Here is a 21,756-nt window from a genome sequence, read left to right on the forward strand (position 1 = left end):
ACGGCCCTCCCGGCGCGGGCTCCCGCCCCCCATGTTCCACGCATCCTCGTGCCTGCGACCCTCTCGCGACACCACTCATGACCTTTGCTGCGATCACCGGGTGGGGAAAGTGCATGCCCCCCGCCATCCTCACCAACGACGACCTCTCCACCTTCCTCGACACCTCGGACGAGTGGATCACCTCGCGCACGGGGATGAAGGAGCGGCGCGTCTCGCACGTGAGCGCGATCGAGATGTCCACCATCGCGGCGTCGCGCGCCCTCGCCTGCGCCGGGCTCGCCGCCGACGACGTGGACCTGATCATCTATGGCGGGGTGAGCAACGACGAACTCTGTCCCAATAGCGCCTCGGGGGTCCAGGTGGCCCTCGGCGCCACGCGCGCCGCCTCGGTCGACCTCAACACGGCCTGCACCTCCTTCTGCTACGGACTGGCCACGGCGACCGCGATGATCCGCACCGGGATGGTGCGCAACGTCGTCGTGATCGGCGTCGAGCTCATCTCGCGCTACATGGACTGGAGCAACCGCAACGTCGCCGTCCTGTTCGGCGACGGCGCGGCGGCGGTCGTCTTGCAGCCGGCGGTCGAGGAGGTCGGGCTCCTCGGCAGCGTCCTGGGGTGCGACGCCGAGGCGCGCGGGAGCCTGCGCGTGCGCGGCTTCGGCTGCACCTACGCGGGGCTCGGCATCAACTACGGCGACACGCTGTGGGACTTCGACGGCCAGGTGATCTTCAAGCGCGCCGTCGGCGCCATGGCCGAGGCGTCGGTCCGCGTCCTCAAGGAGTGCGGGATGACCGCCGAGCAGGTGGATCTCGTCGTCCCGCACCAGGCCAACCTGCGCATCATCGAATCGGTGGCCAAGTACGCCGGCGTCCCGATGGAGAAGGTGATGCTCACCGTGCAGAAGTACGGCAACATGAGCGCCGCCACCGTCCCCGTGGCGCTGGTCGAGGCGCTGGAGGAGGGGCGCGTGAGGCCCGGGAGCAACATCCTCATCCCCGCCTTCGGCGGCGGCCTCACCTACTGCGCCCTCCTCGTGCGGTGGGGAGGGCGCATCACCCCGTTAGGCACCTCCGACCGCGAGCTTCCGCCCTGCGACCGCACGGCGCTCGAGATGGTGAACGCGGTGCGCGCCCACCAGGACCCGAACGGACGCTCGCGCGCCGGGCTCATGGCACCGGTCTTCGCCGAGGCGGGTCAGCGATAGAGGAGGTACTTCTCGCGCAGCGCGCCGAAGGCCGCCACTTCGCCCTGCCACGACGCGAAGATCTCGGCCGGCGATGCGCCGCCCTCGAGCATCGCCTTGAGCCGCGGGGTCGCCACCAGGCGGTCGAGCGTCGCCTCGTTCCACACGAGGCGGTCGCGATGCAGCGCGTGCACGGCCCATAACAGCGCCACCCCCACCCTGTATGGCTCGTAGGCATCGCGATCGGTGATCCGTACGCGGATGCCGCGCAGCGCCTGTCCGGCCAGCTCGGGCGGGCGCCCGTGATACGGCTTCTGCTCCGGCGTGAACGTCACCGCATCGAAGGCGACGCCACGCAGCGGCACGTCGCGCAGGAGCGCGATCGCGCGTTCATGGTCGAGCCATGGCGCGCCGAGCAGCTGGAAGGGGTAGTCGGTCCCCCGCCCTTCGCTCACGTTGACCGCCTCGAACAGGCACGTCCCCACATAGGCCAGGAGCGACTCCAGCGTGAGGAGGTTGGGCGACGGCTTGCGCCACTCCAGCCCCGTCTGGTCGTACCACATGCCGCGCGTCCATCCGCGCATCGGGACGACGTCGAGCTTGACCGTACGCGCGCCGCGCAGCATGCGCTCGCCGTTGTAGAGGCGCGCGAGCTCACCCATCGTCATGCCATGCACGACGGGGACGCGGGCGTACGACCCGAAGCGAAAGCGCGCCGCGCTGTCCGTCACGAAGCCGTCCATCGCGCGCCCGGTGATCGGATTGGGACGATCGAGGACGACGACGGCGATCCCCTGTTCCGCCGCCGCCTCCATTACGAAGCCCAGGATGTTGATGTGCTCGTAGAAGCGGGCGCCCACCTCCTGGATGTCGAAGACGATCACGTCCACGCCCGCCAGCGACTCGGCGCTCGGCTTGTGGTGCTCCCCATAGAGGTTGTACTTGGGAAGCCCGGTCCCGCGATCGGTGGCCACCTCGCCGTCACGGGTCGCCGAGTAGTCGTTGGACCTGATGTCGTACTCCATCCCGAACAGGACCTTGAGCCTGGCCTCGGGATGGCGATAGAGCGCATCCGCCAGGTGTGTCCCGTCGGCCAGGCGTGCGCTGTGGTTCGCCACGAGCGCCAGCGCCTTGCCGCGGATCAGGTGCGCGTACTCGCCGAGCAGGCGATCGGCCCCCACGATCACCGGGGCCGTGGCAGCGGAGACCGTCGGGGCGGGAGCCGTCACCGCCATGGGCGCAGCCGAATCGTGCGCGGGGGGCGGGTGCGCCGTGGCCGACGTGGCGAGCGTCGCGATCAGGACAGGGAGCATGGGGAAAGGAAGGGACATCAATTGCCTCTGGAATGTCGTGGGCCGCTGGGCCGCCGCTTGAACTCTGAGGGAGAGCGGTGCTCGAACGCGGAGAGGGGCCTCCGCTTGAGCGCGGCGATGGCGCTGGCGACGTTTGAGGAGCCTCGCGCTCCCGACAACGATTCCATGACGATACGCCTTGCCTCACTTCGGTGCTGGCGCGCCCTTGCGCTGCTCGCGGCCCTCCACGCAGTCGCCGGCTGCGCCGCCGTGCACCGCCCGCCGGCGACCGCCGCCTCGCTCGAGCGCGACGCGGTCGCCGCTCGTGACGTCGAACAGGCGACCACCGATACCATCGTGAGCCGCCTCGCCCGCCGGGCGCTGGCCCGCGGGGACCGTACGGTCGACATCCTGCTGCTCTCCGGCGGCGGGCAAGGAGGCGCATACGGCGCCGGCTTCCTGCGTGGGTGGAAGGCGCGCACCGACGCCCCCATGCCCACCTTCGACCTCGTCTCCGGCATCTCCACGGGGGCGCTGCAGGCGCCGTTCGCCCTCCTGGGGACGGATGCGGCCCTCGATACCGTCGCCGCCTTGTACCGCCGCGCCGCCGAGAGCATCGCCCCGACCATCGACTGGCTCTTCTGGCTGCGCAGGACCGGGGGGCTCGTGAAGACGAAGCGCCTGGAACGCACCATCGCCTCCGCCATCGACACCGCGATGCAGGGGGCGCTGCAACGAGCATTTGGAGAGGGGCGCCAGCTGGTGATCGGGACGACGGACTTCGACCTCGGGATCGGGCGCACGTGGGACATGTCGGGGGAGCTCGCCGGCGGTGCCGCCGCCCTTCGCCGCGCGCACACGCTCTTCCTTGCCGCGTCAGCGATTCCCGGGATCTTCCCGCCCAAGGTGATCGACGGGCGCGTGCATGCCGATGGCGGGGTTGTCTCCAACGTGCATCCGGTGCTCGCCCTGTCGCACTACGAGCGTCTGGCGCAGCAGGTCCGCGCGCTTGGCTTCAAGGAGCCGGTGACCGTGCGGCTGTGGGTGGTCATGAACCTGTGGACGCAGCTCGAGACCAAGGTCGTCGACCCGGCCAGTCGCGGCGGGATGCACGATCGCGCGTTCCTCCTCCTCTTCTGGACCCAGCAGCCGCAATTCCTGCAGCGGCTCACCGAGCTGGCGCGGGCCGTGAACAGCGACGTGGACGGGCTGCGCATGGAGCTGCGCTTCACGACCATGCCCGCCGCGTTGGCCAGTGATCCCGCGGCGAAGAAGCTCTTCGACCGCGACTTCATGTTGCGCCTCGAGCGGCTCGGCTACGAGCGGGCGCAGGGTCCCTCGCCGTGGGACGCGGCGCCGCCCACGCCTTACCAGCGGTCGCAGTAGCGCGTACGGCGCCATCGTCAGGCGCGAACGAAACCGCCCCGCGCCTCCACGTGGAGAGGCGCGGGGCGGCGTGACGGCGCGAGCTTACTTCAGCTTCGCCGCCTTCACCTCTTCGATCGTCCACGGACCGGTGCGCGACGACGTCGCCGCGCGCACGGTTGCAACTTCCTCGGCCGTCACGGCCGGGGCGCTGTTCCCCCACGACGAGCGCTCGTAGGTCAGGATCGCCGCGATCTGCGCGTCAGACAGCGACGCCCAGGGCGCCATCACGTTGTTGAACTTCTGCCCCTTGACGGTGACCTCGCCCTGCAGACCGTGGAGCACGATCGCGATCGGGATCGAGGGATCACCCGTGAGGATCTCCGACCCGGCCAGCGGCGGATACAGGTTCGGCAGCCCCTCGCCGTTCTCCTGGTGGCAGGTCTGGCAGACGAGGTACTCCGCCTTACCGTCGAGGCCGGCGGTGGCCGCAGGGGCCGCCCCGGCGGCCGGCGCCGCAGCCGTCGTGTCAGGAGTGGCCTGCTTCTCGCCGCCGCCGCACGCGGCCAGCGCGAACAGGAGGGCTGGGGTCATCAGAACGAAGCGTCGCATGTAACTGTCGTCCTCTTGGGGTTACGTGGTGGGAGCGCAAAAGATAAGGCACCTTCCCGCGGGAAGGCACTAGCCGAGATGCAGCATCTGCGCAAAAAAGCGGGAAATCGCGCGCAACTATGGCACCACCCGAAACGCGCGCCGCACGTACTCCATCGTCACCGTACGCTTGTCGAACTCGACGGAATCCGCGCTCCCCGGCGCGAAAGGGTTGGACTGCGGGAAGCCGGCCACATAGGCCACCCCGGCGCCACGCGTCACGAGCTCGCCCTGTGGCGGCCCCTCCTCCGCCTCGAGCCTCGCCCAGGCCGTGGAGTCGTAGACGTAGATCCCGAGCAGCGCCTGCGGCGCGATAGTGGTGTCGTGCGGGAGGTACTCGAAGAGGCGCGCGGCGCGGATCCCCTGCTCCGCCAGCCGCTTCTCCCCCTCGGGATCGTCGACCAAACGAACGCGATCGTCCCACGATTGAGGCGCTTCAAAGCGCCATGACAGCGCCTGTTGTGCGCCACCGCCCGTGCCGATCGACACGCTGACCGCCGAATCCGCGTCGCCACGCGCAACACCGCCCCCGCATGCCGCCACGCCCACACCCACCGTCAGGATCCACACGCCAGCCATCAACCACTTCCTGCCCATCGCATCGCTCCCAAGTCCAAGGGTGTCCACGCCAGCACTTCGGCGCTACGTCCGGGGGCGCCCCCCGGTCAGCTCCTTCACGAGCCGGTACCAGAACTCACGCACCTCGTTGAAGTGGCGGATGCTCATCCGCTCGTCCTGGCCATGTGCACGATCGTCGGCCGCGTCGTAGATCGGCCCCGCGAGCCCATACACCGGAACGCCGAGGTTGCGGAGGTACAGGCCATCGGTCGCCCCGTTCTCCATGATCGGAATGACGAGCGCGCGCGGCCACACCTCGCTGGCGAGCGCCTCCACCACCCGCATCATGTCGGGACGAAGCGGAGACGCCTCACTCGGCGTCGCCTGCGCCACGGGGGTGACGTGGATCGAGCTGTCGGCCAGGACACGCACCAGCGTGTCCTGCACCGACTGCGACGACACCCCGGGGAAGATGCGGCAGTTGACGGTCGCCGTGACCCGCTGGGGGAGGGCGTTCTCGGCGTGGCCGCCGGAGAGCATCGTCGCCACACACGTCGTGCGCAGGTTGCCGTTGACCTGGGGATCGCGCGACAGCCGCTCGATCGCCGCCCCCGTGGTGGCGCCTCGCGACGCCGCGCGGAAGTCCGCGCCGCGCTGGCCGCTTTCCAACGTGGCCATGCGGCCAAAGGACTCGCGCGTCACTTCGTTGTACATCACCGGAAAGCGGTACTGCGCCAGGCGCGCGAGGGCGCGGGCCAGCGAGTAGATCGCGTTGTCGCTCCGGGGGACCGAGGAGTGTCCCCCTCGATTGGTCACCTCGAGCGTGAAGCTCTGGTACATCTTCTCCGACGACTGGGCGAAGAAGAGCGGACGACGCCCCGCTTCTTCCAGCAGCCCCCCCGCATCCGTGTTCAAGGCGTACTCCGCATTCCGCAGCGCGGGGACGTTGTCGAGCAGCCAACGGATCCCCTGCTCGCCCGACGTCTCCTCATCGGTGGTCAGGACGGCGATGACGTCGCGCGAGGGGATGAATCCCTCGCGCTTCCAGCGGACCATGTTGGCGACGATGACGGCGGCGCCCCCCTTGTTGTCCGTCACTCCGCGCCCGTAGAGGTAGCCCTCCTTCTCGTGGAGGATGTACGGGTCCATCGTCCAGTCGCGCGCCAGCGCCTCGACCACGTCGACGTGGGCCATGAGGACGATGGGCTTGGCCCGTGCATCGCGCCCCCGCAGCGTCGCGACGAGGTTGCGGTGGAGCGTGCCGGGACCCGCCAGCTGCACGTCGGCGGCGGGATAGCCGGCCGCGAGGAGGCGGTTCGCCATGGCCTGGTTCGCCCGGCTCATCTCCCGCCCGCTCGGCGCGGTGTTGATGTCGACCAGCTCCTTCAGGATCGCGCGACCCAGCGTGTCGCGCGCGCCGGCGGGGCGCTGGGCCGCTCCGCGCGCAGGAACCGCCACCAGGGCGAACCCCAGCACGACGGTGGCGACGCAGGCGCGTGCGCCCCGCGGAACGACCTGCTGGACGAGTGCAGGGGCAACGCCCTGGAGGGGTGACATGGTGGAAGGGGCGATATGGAGCCTGCGCGGTTCGGCCGGAGAGAAGTCTCTAACGTACCTCGGCGATGCCCGGACGGCACGGGGCGGCCGGGGCGCATCGCGGGAGCGGGGCTGCTAGCTTTCACCCGCTTCGCCCTTTCGACACCCCTCGCCTTTCCGTCAGGAGATCCCTCCGTGTCCGCACCGGCCGACGCCGCTTCGCCGACGCTCGACGCGCTCTGTGTCAATACAGTCCGCACCCTGTCCATCGATGCCGTCCAGAAGGCCGACAGCGGCCATCCGGGGGCGCCGATGGGGCTGGCCCCGCTGGCCTATGCCCTCTTCACGAAGCACATGCGGCACAACCCCGCCGACCCGGCGTGGCCCAACCGCGACCGCTTCGTCCTGTCCAACGGGCATGCCTCCATGCTCCTGTACTCCGCCTTGCACCTGTCGGGGTACGACCTCTCGCTGGACGACATCAGGAACTTCCGCCAGTGGGGGAGCAAGACCCCCGGGCACCCCGAGCATGGCCACACCCCGGGCGTCGAGACCACGACGGGCCCGCTGGGACAGGGGTTGGCGAATGCGGTCGGGATGGCGGTCGCCGAGGCGCACCTCGCGGCCACCTTCAACCGTGCAGGGCACTCCATCGTCGACCACTACACCTACTTCATCGCCGGCGACGGCTGCCTGATGGAGGGGATCTCGCACGAGGCCGCCTCGTTCGCCGGGCACTTCGGGCTCGGCAAGCTGATCGGGTTCTACGACGACAACGGCATCTCGATCGACGGCGAGACGAGCCTCACCTACAGCGACGACGTCGCCAAGCGCTTCGCGGCCTACGGCTGGCAGGTGCTTCGCATCGACGACGTCAACGACCTGGCGGCGATCGACGCCGCCGTGGCTGAAGCCAAGACCGACACGACCCGCCCGACGCTGGTGATCACGAAGACCCACATCGGCTACGGCTCGCCCAACCGGCAGGATTCGCACAACGCCCACGGCGCCCCGTTAGGCGTGGCAGAGGTGGCCCTCACCAAGCAGGCGCTGGGCTGGGCGTGGACCGAGCCGTTCACCATCCCCGCCGAGGTGCTCGCCCACTGGCGCGGCGCCACCGCGCGCGGCGCGGTGGAGAACGATGCGTGGCGCAAGTCGCTCATCGCCTACGCCAAGGCGCACCCCGAGCTGGCCAAGGAGTTCGGGCGCCGGATGCAGGGCGACCTCCCCGCCGGGTGGCAGCAGGCGCTCCCCGTCTTCAACAGCAAGAACGGCAACGTCGCCACCCGCAGCGCCTCCGAGGTGGTCCTCAATGCCCTGGCGGCCAGGATCCCCGAGCTCGTCGGCGGATCGGCCGACCTCAGCTGGTCGAACCTGACGGTCATCAAGGACGACCCGATGTTCGCCGCCGGGAACCTCGGCGGGCGCAATTTCCACTTCGGGGTGCGCGAGCACGCCATGGGGGCGATGATGAACGGGATGGCGCTGCACGGCGGCGTGATCCCGTACGGCGGGACCTTCCTCGTCTTCGCCGACTACATGCGCCCGGCCATCCGCCTCGCGGCGCTGATGGGGCAGCGGGTCATTTACGTCCTCACGCACGACTCCATCGGGCTGGGAGAGGACGGCCCCACGCACCAGCCGGTCGAGCACCTGGCATCGCTTCGGTGCATCCCCAACCTCACCGTCATTCGCCCTGCCGACGCGGCGGAAACGGCCGAGGCCTGGCGCTCGGCGCTGCTGCACAAGGGCGGGCCGGTGGCGCTCGTCCTCACGCGGCAGAAGCTCCCCCTCATCGACCGAGAGAAGTACGCCGCCGTCAACGGCGCCGCACGCGGGGGGTACATCCTCGCCGATGCGCCTAACGGTGCCCCCGCGGTCATCCTCATCGCCAGCGGCTCGGAGGTGGCGCTGGCCCTCGACGCGCAGGCGGCGCTGGCGGGCGAAGGGATCGCGGCGCGGGTGGTGAGCATGCCCAGCCAGGAGCTCTTCCTCAAGCAGCCGGCTGACTACCAGGCGTCGGTGCTGCCGTCAGGCACAAAGCGGGTGGCCGTCGAGGCGGCGCACCCCATGTCGTGGTATCGCTTCACCGGGATGGACGGCGCCGTGGTCGGGATCGAGACCTTCGGGGCGAGCGCGCCGTACCAGCGGCTGTTCAAGGAATACGGGATGACCGCGGAGGCAGTGGTCGCGGCGGCGAAGCGCGTGCTGTAGGAGAAGACGAGAAGACGAGAAGACGAGGGGCGGGCGCCTGGGCGGGCGGCCGCCCCTCGTGCGTCGGCGCACCCCGCGAATCGGGACGCCACCCGATCATCGCGCGATCAGTCCCAGGACGGCGCGTCGGGGAGCGCGACGAGCGGCTTCCGGCCGGTGATGGCGCCGTCCAGGTGCAACAACGCGAGCCCCACCCCGGCAGCGCCTTGCATCAGCCCGGTCTGCGCCACGAGCAGGTCGGGGCGCACGCGGTGCTCGGCCTGCACCCACTTGAGTCCGTCGCCATCGGCGGTCGCCCGCGAGAGCGCATCGTCCATCACGCGCCGGGCGAACTCCAGGTGGCGCGCCTCGCCCGACATGGCGTGGAGCGCGAGGAAGAACTCGGCGACCCCGCAGTTGCCGCAGCACTGGGAGATGTTGTTCCAGTAGCCCGAGCGGTCGGGGTGCCGCTCGGGAACGCCGCTGTCGATCGTGGCCCGCTCGAGCCGGGGGAGCATGGCGCGCCACGTCGCGTCTCCCGTCACCTCGGCCAGCCGATGGTACAACCGTGCGGTCCCCGCCGGGCCGTGGCACCAGCTCAGGTAGTACAACTCCTCGCCCCCCGGCTCGGAGTGGAAGACCTTCACCCCGCCATTGGGCATGCGGGTGGCAATGGACTGCAGGTAGCGCTCGCCGGCCAGGGCCGCGTCGAGGAAGCGCGACTCGCCGCACTCCTTCGAGAGCGTCGCGAGCGTGTAGGAGACGCCCGCCGTCCCGTGGGAGAAGTTCGGGTAGCGCCGAGGGACGGCGTCGGAGATGGCCCACTTGAGGCCGCCGTGCTCCGGCACCGCCACCTCGACGAGTCGTTCGCCCACGCGCCTGGCATCGCGGCGCCAATTGCTCCACGCCCCGCCGTTGCGGTCGAGCCACGCAAGGGTGAGGACGATCCCCGCGCTCCCCGAGATGATATCGGTGGAGGGGTTCCACGCCGCCCCCTTCCCCGCCGGGGCGAGCGAATCGCGCAGCAGTGCCACCGCGCGCGCACGCCCCTCCGCCAGGCGAGTGTCGCCGGTAGCCTGCCGGACCATCTCCAGGACGTATGCAGTCCCGGCAACCCCGGTGTAGAGTCCCGCCCCGCCCTCATCGAGGCTCGACGCCCGTGCCGGCAGCGTCGCCATGAGGTAGGCGCCCCCGTCGCGCGCCAGGTCGAGCCAACGGCGATCTCCCGTCGCATGCGCCAGCTCCAGGTAGAGGAGGACGACGCCGGGGCTCCCGCTGTACAGGTTCTCCTGGATGCTCTTCGCGTCCGCCGGGTCGGCCGGCCACGTTACCCCCCGTCCGTCACGCACCGCCGCGCGTGCGATCCACCGTTCGGCTGCCAGCGCGCCGTCGAGGTACGGGCGCGCCGCGCGCTGCCGGCCGAACAGGACGCCCCCGTCGCCCCACTGCGCCGGCACGATCGCCAGCGCGGCCGCGGCCAGTCCGCGTTCGAGCGCGTCGCGGCGGGTGATCGACCGGCTATCGAGGGGGAGGCGGGGCTCGCACATCGTGTCTCCTGCTGTAGGGCGTCCGCGTTCACCGCCCAACCTACCCCGGCGGACGCACTGGCGTCCAGCAATTCCCCCCTCCCCCGCTGGCTTTCCCCCACGCCGCAACACATAGTCCATCAGCGCACTCGTCTTCTCGTCTTCTCGTCTTCTCCTGATTCATGTCCCGCATCCTCGACTCCGCCCGATCCGCCTTCGCCTCCCAGGGTGACGCCATCACCCTGGGCGCCGTCGTCCACGAGGGGACCTGCTACAACGAGCCCATCGTGCGCATCCCGCTGGCGATGATGAATCGCCACGGCCTGATCGCCGGGGCGACGGGGACGGGGAAGACGAAGTCGTTGCAGCTGATCGCCGAGCAGCTGTCGAACGCGGGGGTCCCGGTCTTCATGGCCGACATCAAGGGCGACCTCTCGGGGATCGGCGTCCCGGGCGAGGCGAACGACAAGATCGCCCAGCGCGCCACCGACACCGGCTACGCCTGGACCCCGGCGGGCTTTCCCGTCGAATTCCTGAGCCTCACGGGCGAGAAGGGGGCGCAGCTGCGCGCCACCGTCTCCTCGTTCGGCCCGCAACTCCTGGCCAAGGTCCTCGACCTCAACGAGACGCAGACGTCCGTCCTCGCCCTCGTCTTCAAGTACTGCGACGACAAGGGGCTCCTCCTCCTCGACCTCGCCGACCTCCGCAGCGTGCTGCAGCACCTCACCGAGGATGGCGCGGACGAGCTGCGTGACTACGGCGGGATGTCGAAGGCGACGGTCGGGGTCCTCCTGCGCGAGATGGTCGAGCTGGAGCAGCAGGGGGCCGGGAGGTTCTTCGGCGAGCCGATGTTCGACCTCGACGACCTGTTGCAGGTGGAGCGTGACGGGCGCGGCCTGGTGAGCATCCTCGAGCTCAGCGACGTGCAGCAGAAGCCGGCGCTCTTCTCGACCTTCATGCTCTGGATGCTGGCCACGCTGTACAACGAGCTCCCCGAGGTGGGCGATCTCGACCGTCCCAAGCTCGCCTTCTTCTTCGACGAGGCGCACCTCCTCTTCGACAACGCCAGCAAGGCGCTGCTGGCGCAGATCGAGCAGGTGGTCCGGCTGATCCGCTCCAAGGGGGTCGGCGTCTACTTCATCACCCAGAGCCCCAAGGACATCCCCGAGAGCGTCCTGGCGCAGCTGGGGAACCGCGTCCAGCACGCCCTGCGCGCCTTCACCCCCGACGACGAGAAGGCGTTGCGCGCCGCGGCGCGCACCTTCCCGAAGACCGAGTTCTACGACGTGCAGCAGACGCTGACGTCGCTGGGCATCGGCGAGGCGCTCGTCGTCACGCTCACCCCCAAGGGGACGCCGACACCGCCCTTCGCCACGCGCATGATCCCCCCGCAGGGGCGGATGTCGCCGATGAGCGACTCCGAGTTCGCCCGCCGGCTGCAAACCCCGCAGGTCAAGAAGTACGCCACCCCGGTCGATCGCGAGAGCGCGTACGAGATCCTCAAGGCCCGCTACGAGCAGAAGGCCGCCGAGGAGGCCAGCGCGGCGGCCGAGGCGCCACCCGCGCGACGGGGACGCACCGCCGCCGCCCCCGCCCCTGGCGACGCGGGGGTGCTGGGGCAAGTGCTCAACTCGTCGGTGGGGAAGAGCGTGATCCGCACCGCCGCCGTCGCGGTGACGGGCACCCTGGTGCGCGGCATCCTCGGGGCGCTGGTCGGGGGATCGCGGACCACGCGACGGCGGTAGCCGCGCGCCACCATCCGGACCCGCTTCGCCCTCGGCCGGCAAGGAGTACCCATGCGTTGGCGACCGCACGCGCTCGCATTGCTCCTGGCGGCCCTGGCGCCGCGATTCGCCGTGGCGCAGGTGGTGCGCGGGACGGTGCGCGAGGCGGGGAGCGGCGTCCCGCTGGCGGGGGTCGTGGTCTCCATCTACCGCTCCCCGCCCGGAACCGCCTCCCCTCCCCTGGCCGCGACGCTCACCGACGCCGAGGGGCACTACGCCCTCTCGGCCGGCGTGGCCGGACCGTTCGTTGCGACGGCGAAGCGCATCGGGGTCCGGCAGTTCGAGTCGGCAACCTTCGGCCTGGCGCTGGGTGAGACGCGGCAGCTGGACGTCACCCTCGATGCCGTCCGCTACGACTACACGCTCCCGGCGGTGACGGTGTCGGACGCCACCCCGTGCCGCGCCCGCCCCGAGGATCGCACGCGCATCGCATCCCTGTGGGAGGAGGCGCGTGCGGCGATCACCGCCAGCGAGCTCTCCCTCCGCGACCGCCTCTTTCGCGCGACCATCACCCGCTACCAGCGCGAGCTCGAGCCGCGACGACTCGTCACCCGCTCCGAGACGCGGAACACCCGGAGCGGGGTGACCGAGCACGCCTTCGTCAGCGTCGCCGCCGAGTCGCTCGCCGTCCACGGCTATGCGCGAATGCTCCCCGGCGACGTCCTGGAGTACTTCGCCCCCGACGAGCGCGTCCTCCTGTCGGAGGCCTTCGTGCGCGATCACTGCTTCGGGCTTGCACGTGACGGACGGGCGAGCGAGGTGGGGATCACCTTCGAGCCGGTGCGCCAGCGGCGCGCGAGCGACATCGAGGGGACGATCTGGCTCGATGCCCGCACGTACGAGCTGCGGCGCGTGGCCTTCGCGTACACCAACTTCCCCGCACCCGTGCGCGACCCGCGCATCGGCGGCGAGGTCCACTTCGCGCGGCTCGCCAGCGGGGCATGGCACGTCTCGCGCTGGTTCATGCGCATCCCGCGCATCGAGGTGCAGCGCGAGACCAGCGGGACGCCGCGCACGGGGCGCGTCGTCGTCGATCGCCCGGTCATCGTGGCGTTCGTCGAGGATGGCGGGACGGCGGTCTCGGACGACGCCCGCGACGCCGTGCACATGGCGTCGCTGAGCGGGCGCGTGGTGGACAGCGCCGCCTCCCCCCTGCGCGACGCACGCGTCTCGCTCTCGGGGCTTGCGCTCGCCACCGTGAGCCGCGGCGACGGCTCCTTCCGGCTCGATCGCATCCCGGCCGGGAACTACACGCTCCAGGTCGAACACCCGGACTACGCGCGCCTCGGCCTCGTGGCGGCCGAACAGGTCCTCACCATCGAGGAGGGGAAGGCATCGCTGACGCTGGTCCAGGCGCTGCGGACGTCGCAGATCCTCCGGCAGCTCTGCGGGTATGATCAGGTTCCCGACTCCCTCGCCAGCCTGCGCCTGCTCGTCTCGCCGATGCCCGATGCCCCACCCCGCCGGGTGCTCCACCTCTCCTGGCCCTCCCGGACCGTGCTGGTGGGCGACGTCGTCCGGACGCGCACGCTCGGCGTGGACCTCCCGGTCGATGCCGCCGGCGGCGTGACGATGTGCGACCTTCCGCGCCATGTGCGACTGCACGTGGAAGAGCGCGACGCGGCGGGCACCCTCCTGCGGCAGTGGGACGTCACGCCGCCCGCGGTGGGCTTCGCCGTCATCGAGCTGCGGGAACGATAGGCGATGCCTCCCCCGGGTCGCGCGTTGCTGCTGGCGGCGCTCGTCGCGGCCGCGGCGACCGCCTCCCCGTCCCCGCTTGCCGCCCAGCTGGTGCGCGGAACCGTGACGCAGGCAGCGTCGGGAGCACCGATAGCCGGCGTGCTCGTCGAGCTCCTGGCGGCCGACAGCGCCGGACCGCGGGTGGCGTCGGCCCTTACCGACGTCGCTGGCGCCTTCGCCCTCCGCGCCCCTGCACCGGGGCGCTATGTGCTGGCGGCGAAGCGCATCGGCGTGCGCAGGGTCACGTCGCCCCCCTTCCTGCTCGCGGCTGGGGAGACCCGTACCATCCCCGTCGTCCTCGAGGCAGTGGAGTACCGCCTCCCCGAGGTCGTCGTCACCGCGAACCGCGCCTGCGCCGCGACGCCGGGTGACAGCGCCCGCGTGATCGCGCTCTGGGACGAGGCGCGCACGGCCCTCGACGCCGCCGAGATCTCGCTGCGCGACAGGCTCTTCACCGCCCAGGTATCGCGATACGTGCGCGAGCTCGAGCCGGGGACGCTGCGCGTGTTGCGCGAGACCACGAGCGACGTGCGCGGCGCGGTCGCCTCGCCGTTCGGGTCACCGCCCCCGGAATCGCTCGCCACGGCGGGGTATTGGCGCGTGGGCGGGGACGGGCGGACGACGTACCATGGCCCCGATGCGCGGACGATCCTGAGCGACGAGTTCCTCGGGGACCACTGCTTCCATCCGGTGACGGGGCAAGGCGCGCGGCGGGGGCTGGTGGGGCTGGCCTTCGCGCCACGGTCCGACCGGGGCGTCCCCGAGGTACGCGGGACGCTCTGGCTCGACGGGCGTTCCCTCGAATTGCAGCTGGTGGAGTTCACCTACGACCGCCTCGCCACCGGGACGGATACCGTCGGGGTCGGGGGCGAGTTGCACTTCGCGCGACTCCCGGGCGGGGCGTGGATCGTGCGCCGCTGGTACCTCCGCGTCCCGGCCAACGCCCTCTCCACGCAGCCGCTCTCGACCGAGGGAAGCGCCCCATGGGTCCTCGTCCGCCCCACGACGGCGCGACTGCGGGAGGAGGGAGGCGTGGTCACGCCCGACGAGCTGCGCCCGGCATTGCGGCTGGCGGCAATCGAGGGGACGGTTCGCGACAGCACGAGGAAGCGCCCGCTGCGAGGGGCCGTCGTGGCCCTGGGCGGGTCGTCACGGAGTGCCACCGCCGACTCCTCCGGCCGCTTCCGCCTCGACGACGTGACGCCCGGCGCCTACCAGCTCCTCGTGCGCGCTTCCGGCTACGACACGCTCGGCGTCGCCGCCGTCGAGCGATCGGTCGGACCCGGCGACGGCGAGCAGCTGCGTCTCACGCTCGACGCCCTCGATACGAGGGCGCTCACGACGCGGCTGTGCGGCGGACGCGCCGCGGCGTGGGGACGCGGGACCCTGCACGTGACCGTGCGGGATTCGGCATCGGGGGCCACGCGCCCCGGGGTGCAGGGGACGCTCCGGTGGATGAGCACCACCGGGCGCGAAACCGGGGACTCGGTCGCGGTCACCGTGCAGGCGACGAGCGATGCCAATGGCCACCTGACCTTCTGCGACGTGGCTTCGGGCCGCGCGCTGACCCTGCAGTTGCGCGACGGAGCCGCGGGGACGGGCGCGCGGTTGCGTACCATGATCCCGGCGCGCGCGGTGCGGCACTTCGACGTCTCCCTGGCGCCCGCGCCGGGCTAGCGGATCGTACTCCCGGCCACGAAGTCGAAGAGGGTGACCCGCCGCAGTCGATAGTACGCCAGCCAGAAGCCGCGCAGCGACTGCACGTACTGCTGGAGCGCCTGGTCCTTCTCGTTCTGTGCCAGGTACAGGTTGTCCATGCCGATGCGTCCGATGACGTAGCGGTTGTACGCCACCTCGAAGCGCTTGGCGGCCACGGTGTCGGCCTTGGCCGCCAGCGCGAGCTGCCGGCGCGACTGCGACAGCTGCAAGGCCGCAAAATGGGCGTCCTGCGCCACCTGCTCGCGCGCGAGCCGGCCGTTGGCTTCGACGCGGTCCTGGTCCGCGCGCGCCGCCTGCACGTCGTTGCTCCGTGCCCCCCACTGGATCAGCGGCATCTGCACGGCCAGCGAGAAGCGCTGCTGGTTGAGGAGGTCGCGATAGGCGGCGTTGACGTCGGCCGCCGTCTGGTTGAGCCCGACCGAAGCCTGCAGCGTCGCCCCGACCCCGTTCAGCAGCCGGGCCTCGCTGATGCGCCGCCGGGCCTGCACGCCTTGCAGCTGAAGGTCGAGGACCTGCGCCCGGTTCCGCAGCGCCTGCTCCACGGCGACGACGGTGTCGGCCACCACGTCGGGGACCGTGGTGGGGACGTCGATGTCGAGCGGGACCTCGGGCGCGACGTTGAGCGCCAGCCGCAACGCGGCGAGTGCCCGGTCGTGGTTCAGGCGCGCCTCGTCGGCGGAGTTGCGGGCCCGCAGCAGCGCCAGCTCGCTCTGCAGGAGGTCGTTCTCGCCGATCTTCCCGACCTCGAAGCGCCCCTTGTTCAGCGTGTACAGCGTGTCGTTCACCGCCGCGTTCGTCGTGGCGTTGGCCAGCGCCATGCGCGCCGAGTAGAGGTCGAAGAAGGCGGTGGTGATGCCGATCGCCACCTCCTCGCGCGCCTCCACGTACTGGCGCTCGGCGACCTCGGCCCGCAGGTCCTGCTCGCGCCCGTCCCACTTGAAGGTGTTGGGGCGGAGGATGTCCTGGCGGATCCCGAACGACAGCGGGGTCGACGACCAGTTGCGGAGGTCACGCTGCCCGCTCACCTCGAGGCGCGACAGTTCCGACGACATGAACAGGCTCCCCCCGGTGAGCGGGATGCGCTGCGACATCGTCAGGGCGAGTGACGCGTCGGTCTGCTGCTGCGCCTTGAACTCGGTGCTCCCATCCGGCTGGAGGACGGGGATGATGGACCGGTTGTAGATGGGGAGGTTGCCGCCTAACGCCAACTGCGGCAGGCGGCGGGCGGTGAAGGCGCGGTCGCGGCTTCGCGCCGCCTCCCGCGCGCTCGAGGCGGCGCGCGCCTGCAGCCCCTGCCGCTGCGCGAGCTCGATGGCCTGGTCGAGCGTCAGCGCACGCTGCGCCAGCACGGCCCCGGGCATGAACAGCGCGACGCCCAGCACGCACGCCAGCGCCCCCCACCACGCCGGACGCCCCGCCGCGCGTCGGCCGGTGCACCCACACGCGCTCATGCACGTCCCCGCCTCCCGGTGCTCCATCATTCGTACCTCAGGCAGACGACGGGATCCTGTTGGGCGGCACGGTGCGCGGGGACGATCCCGAAGATGATCCCCACCGTGAACGAGACGCCGAAGGCGACGATGACCGAGAGCGGCGAGACGATCGTCCGGATCCCCGCCAGCTGCTCGATGCCGAACGAGAGCCCCCCGCCCACCAGGATCCCCGCCACGCCGCCCGCCACGCTGATCAGGACGGCCTCGCTCAGGAACTGGGCCAGGATGTCCTTCTGCGTCGCCCCCATGGCGCGGCGCACCCCGATCTCGCGAATGCGCTCCAGCACCGACGCCAGCATGATGTTCATGATCCCGATCCCGCCGACGACGAGCGAGATCGAGGCGATGGCGCCAAGCACGACGTTGAAGATGGTCTTCGTCCGTTGCTCCTGCTTGAGCAGGAGCTCGGGGACGGTGATCTCGAAGTCGACGACGCTGTTGTGCCGCCGCGTGAGCATGCGCCGCACCACGTCGGCCACCGGCGGCACCATCGACGCCTCGTGCACGCGGACGACGATGCGATCCAGCTGGTGGTAGTTGGCCCGCTCGGCGCGCGTCTCCGGATCCTCGTTGGCCTGTTCGCCCGGCGGCTGGTCGGCGAACGGGCTCGCCACCCGCTCCATCTCCGCCTGCGTGAGCTGCGCGCGGTCGCGGTAGCGCAGCAGCATCGTGTTGAGCGGGACGTACACGTCCATGCTGGCATCGCGAATGCCGAGGCGCTGCGAGGTCGTCTCGCTCACCTTGCGGTCCGCCAGGACGCCGACGACCGTGAGCCAGTTGTCTCCCACCTTGATCGGCTTTCCCAGCGGGTCCTCGGTGGTGAAGAAGCGCGTGCGGACCCCGCTGCCGATGATCGCGACCGGTCGCCCTCGTTGGACCTGCGCCGGGGAGAACCACGCCCCCGCCGCGAGCGCGAGGTTGGTCAGGCGGAAGTAGGTCGTGTCGACTCCCACCACCTTGCCCGAGCGGCGTCGCCCCTCGCGCGTGATGAGCGTGTTGAGGACCACCTCGGCGCTCGCCGTCTCCACGTCGGGGACCACCCGGGCGATGGCGCGGGCGTCGTGCACGGTCAGCCCCGGCGTGTACTTCCGGGGCTCCTTCTTCCCCTCGTCCTTCGCCGCCTCTTCCTTCTGCTGGATGATGGGGGTGATGACGATGTTGTTGGACCCGAGCAGGCGCATCTGCTCGAGGATCTCCTGCTCGGCCCCCTTGCCGATGGCCAGCATGGCGATGACCGAGGCCACGCCGAACAGGATGCCGAGCGAGGTGAGGCCGGCACGCAGCTTGTTGTGCCCCACCGCCTCGAGGGCGGTGCGCATGCTGAACGCCACGTGCGCGCCGACCTGCGCGCGCGCCTCGCGCCAGGTAGGGTAGCCGAGGGGCACGGCGCCTATCCCTTGCGGGGAGCGGCGGATTGCGGCTGACGGGACGGGCCGTCGGGCGCGGGTGCCGGCGACGAACCCGGAGGACGCACCGGGATGGGGCGCGCGGGGAGCGCCGAGTCGCCCGGCTTCGCGTCGCGCACGTCCGCCGAGCCCGGAAGGCGCTCGAGCGCCAGCTCCGCCGCGCGCGGCGGCGGCGACAGCAGCACGCGGTCACCCTCGGACAGCCCGCGCTTGATGATGATCTCGTCGTCGTTCATCGCCCCCACCTCCACCTCCTGCCGCCGCACGGCACTGCCACTGCGCTTGAAGACGTAGGCCACGCCCCCCTCGTTCATCAATGCCTCGAGGGGGATGAAGAGGGCGTCGTCGACCACCAGCGTCTCCACGGCATTGCTCGTCGTCATGCCGGGACGCAGCGTGGTGTCGGCCTGCTCCACCAGGACCTTGACCTCGAAGACCTTGGCGTCGGAGTTGGGACGCTGCTCGCCGACGTTGGCCACGGCCGTGACCTTCCCCGGGAGGCGCTTGCTGGGGTCGGAGTCGAGCGAGACGTCGACCGGTTGCCCCACGCCGATCTTCCGTACGTCGATCTCGTTGACGTAGGTGATGGATTCCATCTGCGACAGGTCCGGGAGCGTCGCCACGGTGGGCTCCCACGGGTTCACCTGGGAGCCGGCCACCTTCTTCTTCCCGTTCCACTCCTTCACGTAGATGACCATTCCCTGCGCCGGGGCACGGATGCTGAAGCCCTGCATCACGTCCTGCATCAGCTTGAGGCGATTGCGCTGGCGCTCGAGATCCGCCCCCACCTCACGCATCTTCGCCTGTGCCTGCTCGGTCTTGGTCTTGTAGTCCACCTTGGCCTGGGCGAGGGCGCGCGTGGCCTTCTCGTGGTCGATCTCGGCCTGCCGCTTGACCGTCGGCGCCTCGTAGACGGCCTGCTCCTTGGCCAGCTTCTTCTCCTCCAGCGCCAGATCCATGGAGCGCATGTCTTCGCGCGCCTTGGACAGGTTGAGCGTCGAGTCGAGCATCGCCTGCTCGTATTGCGCCTGCGCCTTCTGCAGCGCGAGGTTCACCTCCGACATCTTCGCCGCGATCCCCGACCGATCCAGCTCCGCGACGATGTCCCCCTCCTTGACGACCGTCCCTTCCGGGACGATGGAGGCGATCTTCGTCTGGTAGGTTTCCGCCTGCTGCATGTTGGGCGGCCCCTGGATCTGCACGAACTTGCGGGCCCGCAGCTCACCAGCGGTGGTGACCACCGCCTTGAAGGTTCCGCGCTTGACCGTCGCCACCACGGCCGGGTCGTCGGTGCCGGTGTCGCGCGCCAGGAGCCAGGCACCAGGAATGCCAAGGGCAACCGCAACGACGATCACGAGGGAAGTGCGACGTGAGGGGAAGCGCATGTCCCGGCACTCGGCGTGTTGGGGTACGGCACGATGCGGCACTCGGGCGGCATTGGCCAGAGTCCCTACATTACTTCTGGATTACGTTCGATGTTCCGTCCCCCAGCCGCACCGGGGCCGAACGTTGGACACGCGCCCGGGGCGGATGGTTGGGCGCCGGCGCGGCTCAGGGCACGCGGATCTCCAGCGTGCGCCCGCGCCACCGCGCGGCGGTCACGTTCCGCACGCGCTTCCGCGCCCCGCCGCCAGCGGCCGGGGCCACGACGTCGATATCGACCGGCTCGGCTGAGGCAAGGCCGATGTGGAGTGCCATGTCGTTCTGGGCGTCGTACCCCGATCCGCCGTCCACGAGGTACGCGCCAAGCACCTGGCCGCGACGCGAGACACGCACCACGGCGCCCGCGCGTGTGGCGTGCCCGTTCGCATCGACGACGCGCACCCGCAGCGAACGCCCGGCGTCGGCCACCGTGAGGTCGTTGCGCAGCAGGAGGTGCATCCCCGTCGGCTGCACCCCGGTGAGGGCCAGGTCGGCGTCACCGTCGGCATCGTAGTCGTGCCATTGCGCGCCATGGTCGCCTTCGAGCGCCCGCACGTTGGCCGGAGTGACGTCCTCGAAGCGCGCCCCGGTGTTGCGGTACAGGAAGTCGGGATAGCTCTTCCCGCCGGTGACGGTCCCGTTCACGTACAGGTCCACGCGGCCGTCGTTGTCGAAGTCATCGAGTGCGCAGGTGTCGAAGCGCGCGTCCACGTCCACCCCCCACGCCGCGCTCGCATCATCGAAGCGACCGTCGCCCCGGTTCAGGAAGAGCCCGTTCCGCCCGTAGTTGGCCGTGACCAGGTCGAGGCGACCGTCGCCGTTCACGTCGGCCACGCACGTGCGCACCGTCCCGTTGGACTTGTCGTGCGGCGTACGCCCGCCCCACGCCACCCCGGCCTCGGCGGCAACGTCCGTGAACCGCCCGCCGTCGTTGCGCCAGAGGGCGTTGGCATCCCCGTCCATGTTCCCCTGATACAAGTCGAGGTCGCCGTCATCGTCGAGGTCGAACCAGCTACCCCCAACGCTCTTGCGGCTGTCGGCGAGCCCTGCCTCCGGCGCCACGTCGGCAAAGCGCATGGCTTCATTGCGGAACAGGACGTTGGCCCGGTCGCGGTACGCCACGTACAGATCGAGGTCGCCGTCCCCATCGAAGTCGATGAAGGCGGGCTGTCGCACGGCCCCCGAATCCATGGCCACCCCCGCGGCGCGCGTGACGTCGGTGAATCGCCCGCCATCGTTCCGGTAGAGGCGCAGCACCCCGCCGGCGCCGGGGGTAAAGCCCACCAACAGGTCCGGGTCGCCGTCGGCGTCGTAGTCTCCCCACGCCGCCGCGCGCGTCGGGCGCGCATCGGCAACCCCGGCCATCACCGCGACGTCGATGAAGACCCCCTTGTCGTTCCGGTAGAGGCGATTGGGGGCGCCATTGAAGCCCACGAAGAGGTCGGCGTCGCCATCGCCATCGAAATCGCCCCACGCATTGGTGAAGCTACCGCCCGTGCCGAACAGCTCCGGCTGCACCGGGGTGAAGCGCACGGCCGGCACCAACGGCGCGATGAGCGCGGCGCCGCCGAGAGCCATGAGGTGCAATGACCGGAGCTTCATCGGGCCTCTGGATAGGCGTTCACTTGAACAGCTTGTCGTACGTCGCCTCGTCGAACCCCACGATCAGCGTGCGCCCCTTGCGCAACGCGGGGGCGCGCAGCGTCCCGTACGGGCCGAGGATGGCGGCGTGCACCTCCTCCTGCGACGGCTTGTCCTTCGCCAGGCGCAGGTGGATGAACTTCTTTCCCTTCATCGAGTAGATCTCGTCCACTCCCTTCAGCACCTCGCGCACCGCCTCGGCGTCGTAGCGCTTCTTCCTGGCGTCTTCCACCTGGCCGAGCGCGA

At 70.6% G+C, this 21,756-nt stretch carries 16 protein-coding genes; 6 read left to right on the top strand and 10 right to left on the bottom strand.

The genetic code is table 11. The features are described from left to right. Positions 1–77 precede the first annotated feature (77 nt). On the top strand, positions 78–1,205 hold the full coding sequence (locus tag ABS52_00525) for a 3-oxoacyl-ACP synthase (GenBank protein ODT05224.1): 1,128 nt from the start codon (positions 78–80) through the stop codon (positions 1,203–1,205). Here ABS52_00525 and ABS52_00530 read toward each other — a convergent pair. Then, a complete protein-coding gene (locus ABS52_00530; protein ODT05225.1) occupies positions 1,196–2,497 on the bottom strand; it encodes a hypothetical protein in 1,302 nt (433 codons plus the stop codon). The two genes, ABS52_00525 and ABS52_00530, sit on opposite strands and share 10 nt — an antisense overlap. 117 nt (positions 2,498–2,614) lie before the next feature. Between ABS52_00530 and ABS52_00535 the strand changes: the two genes are divergently transcribed. Further along, positions 2,615–3,862, top strand: a complete 1,248-nt coding sequence (locus ABS52_00535; protein ODT05226.1) for a hypothetical protein — start codon at positions 2,615–2,617, stop codon at positions 3,860–3,862. Positions 3,863–3,946: 84 nt separating this feature from the next. Here the strand turns inward: ABS52_00535 and ABS52_00540 are convergent, their stop codons facing one another. From ABS52_00540 to ABS52_00550, 3 genes are all read right to left on the bottom strand, one after another. Further along, the gene (locus tag ABS52_00540; protein ID ODT05227.1) at positions 3,947–4,435 is read right to left on the bottom strand and encodes a hypothetical protein; all 489 of its coding nucleotides are present in this window, start codon (positions 4,433–4,435) and stop codon (positions 3,947–3,949) included. A 135-nt stretch (positions 4,436–4,570) separates the two neighbouring features. Then, complete coding sequence (locus tag ABS52_00545; protein ODT05228.1) at positions 4,571–4,897, bottom strand: hypothetical protein; 327 nt, start codon at positions 4,895–4,897, stop codon at positions 4,571–4,573. Positions 4,898–5,134: 237 nt separating this feature from the next. Then, on the bottom strand, positions 5,135–6,526 hold the full coding sequence (locus tag ABS52_00550; GenBank protein ID ODT05399.1) for a hypothetical protein: 1,392 nt from the start codon (positions 6,524–6,526) through the stop codon (positions 5,135–5,137). Between the two features lie 255 nt (positions 6,527–6,781). Between ABS52_00550 and ABS52_00555 the strand changes: the two genes are divergently transcribed. Beyond that, entirely contained in the window at positions 6,782–8,800 is a 2,019-nt protein-coding gene (locus ABS52_00555) for a transketolase (protein ID ODT05229.1), read from the top strand. A 107-nt stretch (positions 8,801–8,907) separates the two neighbouring features. Here the strand turns inward: ABS52_00555 and ABS52_00560 are convergent, their stop codons facing one another. After that, positions 8,908–10,326, bottom strand: a complete 1,419-nt coding sequence (locus ABS52_00560) for a hypothetical protein (GenBank protein ODT05230.1) — start codon at positions 10,324–10,326, stop codon at positions 8,908–8,910. A gap of 161 nt (positions 10,327–10,487) precedes the next feature. Here ABS52_00560 and ABS52_00565 point away from each other — a divergent pair, with 161 nt between their 5' ends. Genes ABS52_00565 through ABS52_00575 form a run of 3 tightly spaced genes read left to right on the top strand, consistent with a single transcriptional unit; the run spans position 10,488 to position 15,506 of the window. Beyond that, positions 10,488–12,050 carry an ATPase gene (locus ABS52_00565; protein ID ODT05231.1) on the top strand — a complete coding sequence of 521 codons (1,563 nt, stop codon included), beginning with the start codon at positions 10,488–10,490 and terminating at the stop codon, positions 12,048–12,050. A gap of 51 nt (positions 12,051–12,101) precedes the next feature. Continuing rightward, positions 12,102–13,790 (top strand): hypothetical protein, encoded by a 1,689-nt coding sequence (locus ABS52_00570; protein ID ODT05232.1) that lies wholly within the window; start codon positions 12,102–12,104, stop codon positions 13,788–13,790. Positions 13,791–13,793: 3 nt separating this feature from the next. Then, the gene (locus ABS52_00575) at positions 13,794–15,506 is read left to right on the top strand and encodes a hypothetical protein (GenBank protein ODT05233.1); all 1,713 of its coding nucleotides are present in this window, start codon (positions 13,794–13,796) and stop codon (positions 15,504–15,506) included. Here the strand turns inward: ABS52_00575 and ABS52_00580 are convergent. The 5 genes from ABS52_00580 to ABS52_00600 form a co-directional block, all read right to left on the bottom strand. Beyond that, on the bottom strand, positions 15,503–17,026 hold the full coding sequence (locus ABS52_00580; GenBank protein ID ODT05234.1) for a hypothetical protein: 1,524 nt from the start codon (positions 17,024–17,026) through the stop codon (positions 15,503–15,505). The two genes, ABS52_00575 and ABS52_00580, sit on opposite strands and share 4 nt — an antisense overlap. Beyond that, positions 17,026–18,360: a hypothetical protein gene (locus ABS52_00585; GenBank protein ODT05400.1), complete on the bottom strand. Its 1,335-nt coding sequence runs from the start codon at positions 18,358–18,360 to the stop codon at positions 17,026–17,028. The genes ABS52_00580 and ABS52_00585 overlap by 1 nt, the downstream gene beginning before the upstream one ends. A gap of 71 nt (positions 18,361–18,431) precedes the next feature. Continuing rightward, a complete protein-coding gene (locus tag ABS52_00590) occupies positions 18,432–19,832 on the bottom strand; it encodes a hypothetical protein (GenBank protein ID ODT05235.1) in 1,401 nt (466 codons plus the stop codon). A gap of 166 nt (positions 19,833–19,998) precedes the next feature. After that, complete coding sequence (locus ABS52_00595; protein ID ODT05236.1) at positions 19,999–21,471, bottom strand: hypothetical protein; 1,473 nt, start codon at positions 21,469–21,471, stop codon at positions 19,999–20,001. A 19-nt stretch (positions 21,472–21,490) separates the two neighbouring features. Continuing rightward, entirely contained in the window at positions 21,491–21,742 is a 252-nt protein-coding gene (locus tag ABS52_00600) for a hypothetical protein (GenBank protein ID ODT05237.1), read from the bottom strand. Positions 21,743–21,756: the final 14 nt, after the last annotated feature.

The organism is Gemmatimonadetes bacterium SCN 70-22 (genome assembly GCA_001724275.1).
In the GTDB taxonomy this organism is placed as follows: Bacteria; Gemmatimonadota; Gemmatimonadetes; order Gemmatimonadales; family Gemmatimonadaceae; genus SCN-70-22.

What these genes read in the sequence shown, in the direction of transcription:
- ABS52_00525 (ODT05224.1), top strand. Translation starts at nt 78, where the DNA reads ATGACCTTTGCTGCGATCACCGGGTGGGGAAAGTGCATGCCCCCCGCC.
- ABS52_00530 (ODT05225.1), bottom strand. Translation starts at nt 2,497, where the DNA reads ATGCTCCCTGTCCTGATCGCGACGCTCGCCACGTCGGCCACGGCGCAC.
- ABS52_00535 (ODT05226.1), top strand. Translation starts at nt 2,615, where the DNA reads ATGGCGCTGGCGACGTTTGAGGAGCCTCGCGCTCCCGACAACGATTCC.
- ABS52_00540 (ODT05227.1), bottom strand. Translation starts at nt 4,435, where the DNA reads ATGACCCCAGCCCTCCTGTTCGCGCTGGCCGCGTGCGGCGGCGGCGAG.
- ABS52_00560 (ODT05230.1), bottom strand. Translation starts at nt 10,326, where the DNA reads ATGTGCGAGCCCCGCCTCCCCCTCGATAGCCGGTCGATCACCCGCCGC.
- ABS52_00565 (ODT05231.1), top strand. Translation starts at nt 10,488, where the DNA reads ATGTCCCGCATCCTCGACTCCGCCCGATCCGCCTTCGCCTCCCAGGGT.
- ABS52_00570 (ODT05232.1), top strand. Translation starts at nt 12,102, where the DNA reads ATGCGTTGGCGACCGCACGCGCTCGCATTGCTCCTGGCGGCCCTGGCG.
- ABS52_00575 (ODT05233.1), top strand. Translation starts at nt 13,794, where the DNA reads ATGCCTCCCCCGGGTCGCGCGTTGCTGCTGGCGGCGCTCGTCGCGGCC.
- ABS52_00580 (ODT05234.1), bottom strand. Translation starts at nt 17,026, where the DNA reads ATGGAGCACCGGGAGGCGGGGACGTGCATGAGCGCGTGTGGGTGCACC.
- ABS52_00585 (ODT05400.1), bottom strand. Translation starts at nt 18,360, where the DNA reads ATGCGCACCGCCCTCGAGGCGGTGGGGCACAACAAGCTGCGTGCCGGC.
- ABS52_00590 (ODT05235.1), bottom strand. Translation starts at nt 19,832, where the DNA reads ATGCGCTTCCCCTCACGTCGCACTTCCCTCGTGATCGTCGTTGCGGTT.
- ABS52_00595 (ODT05236.1), bottom strand. Translation starts at nt 21,471, where the DNA reads ATGAAGCTCCGGTCATTGCACCTCATGGCTCTCGGCGGCGCCGCGCTC.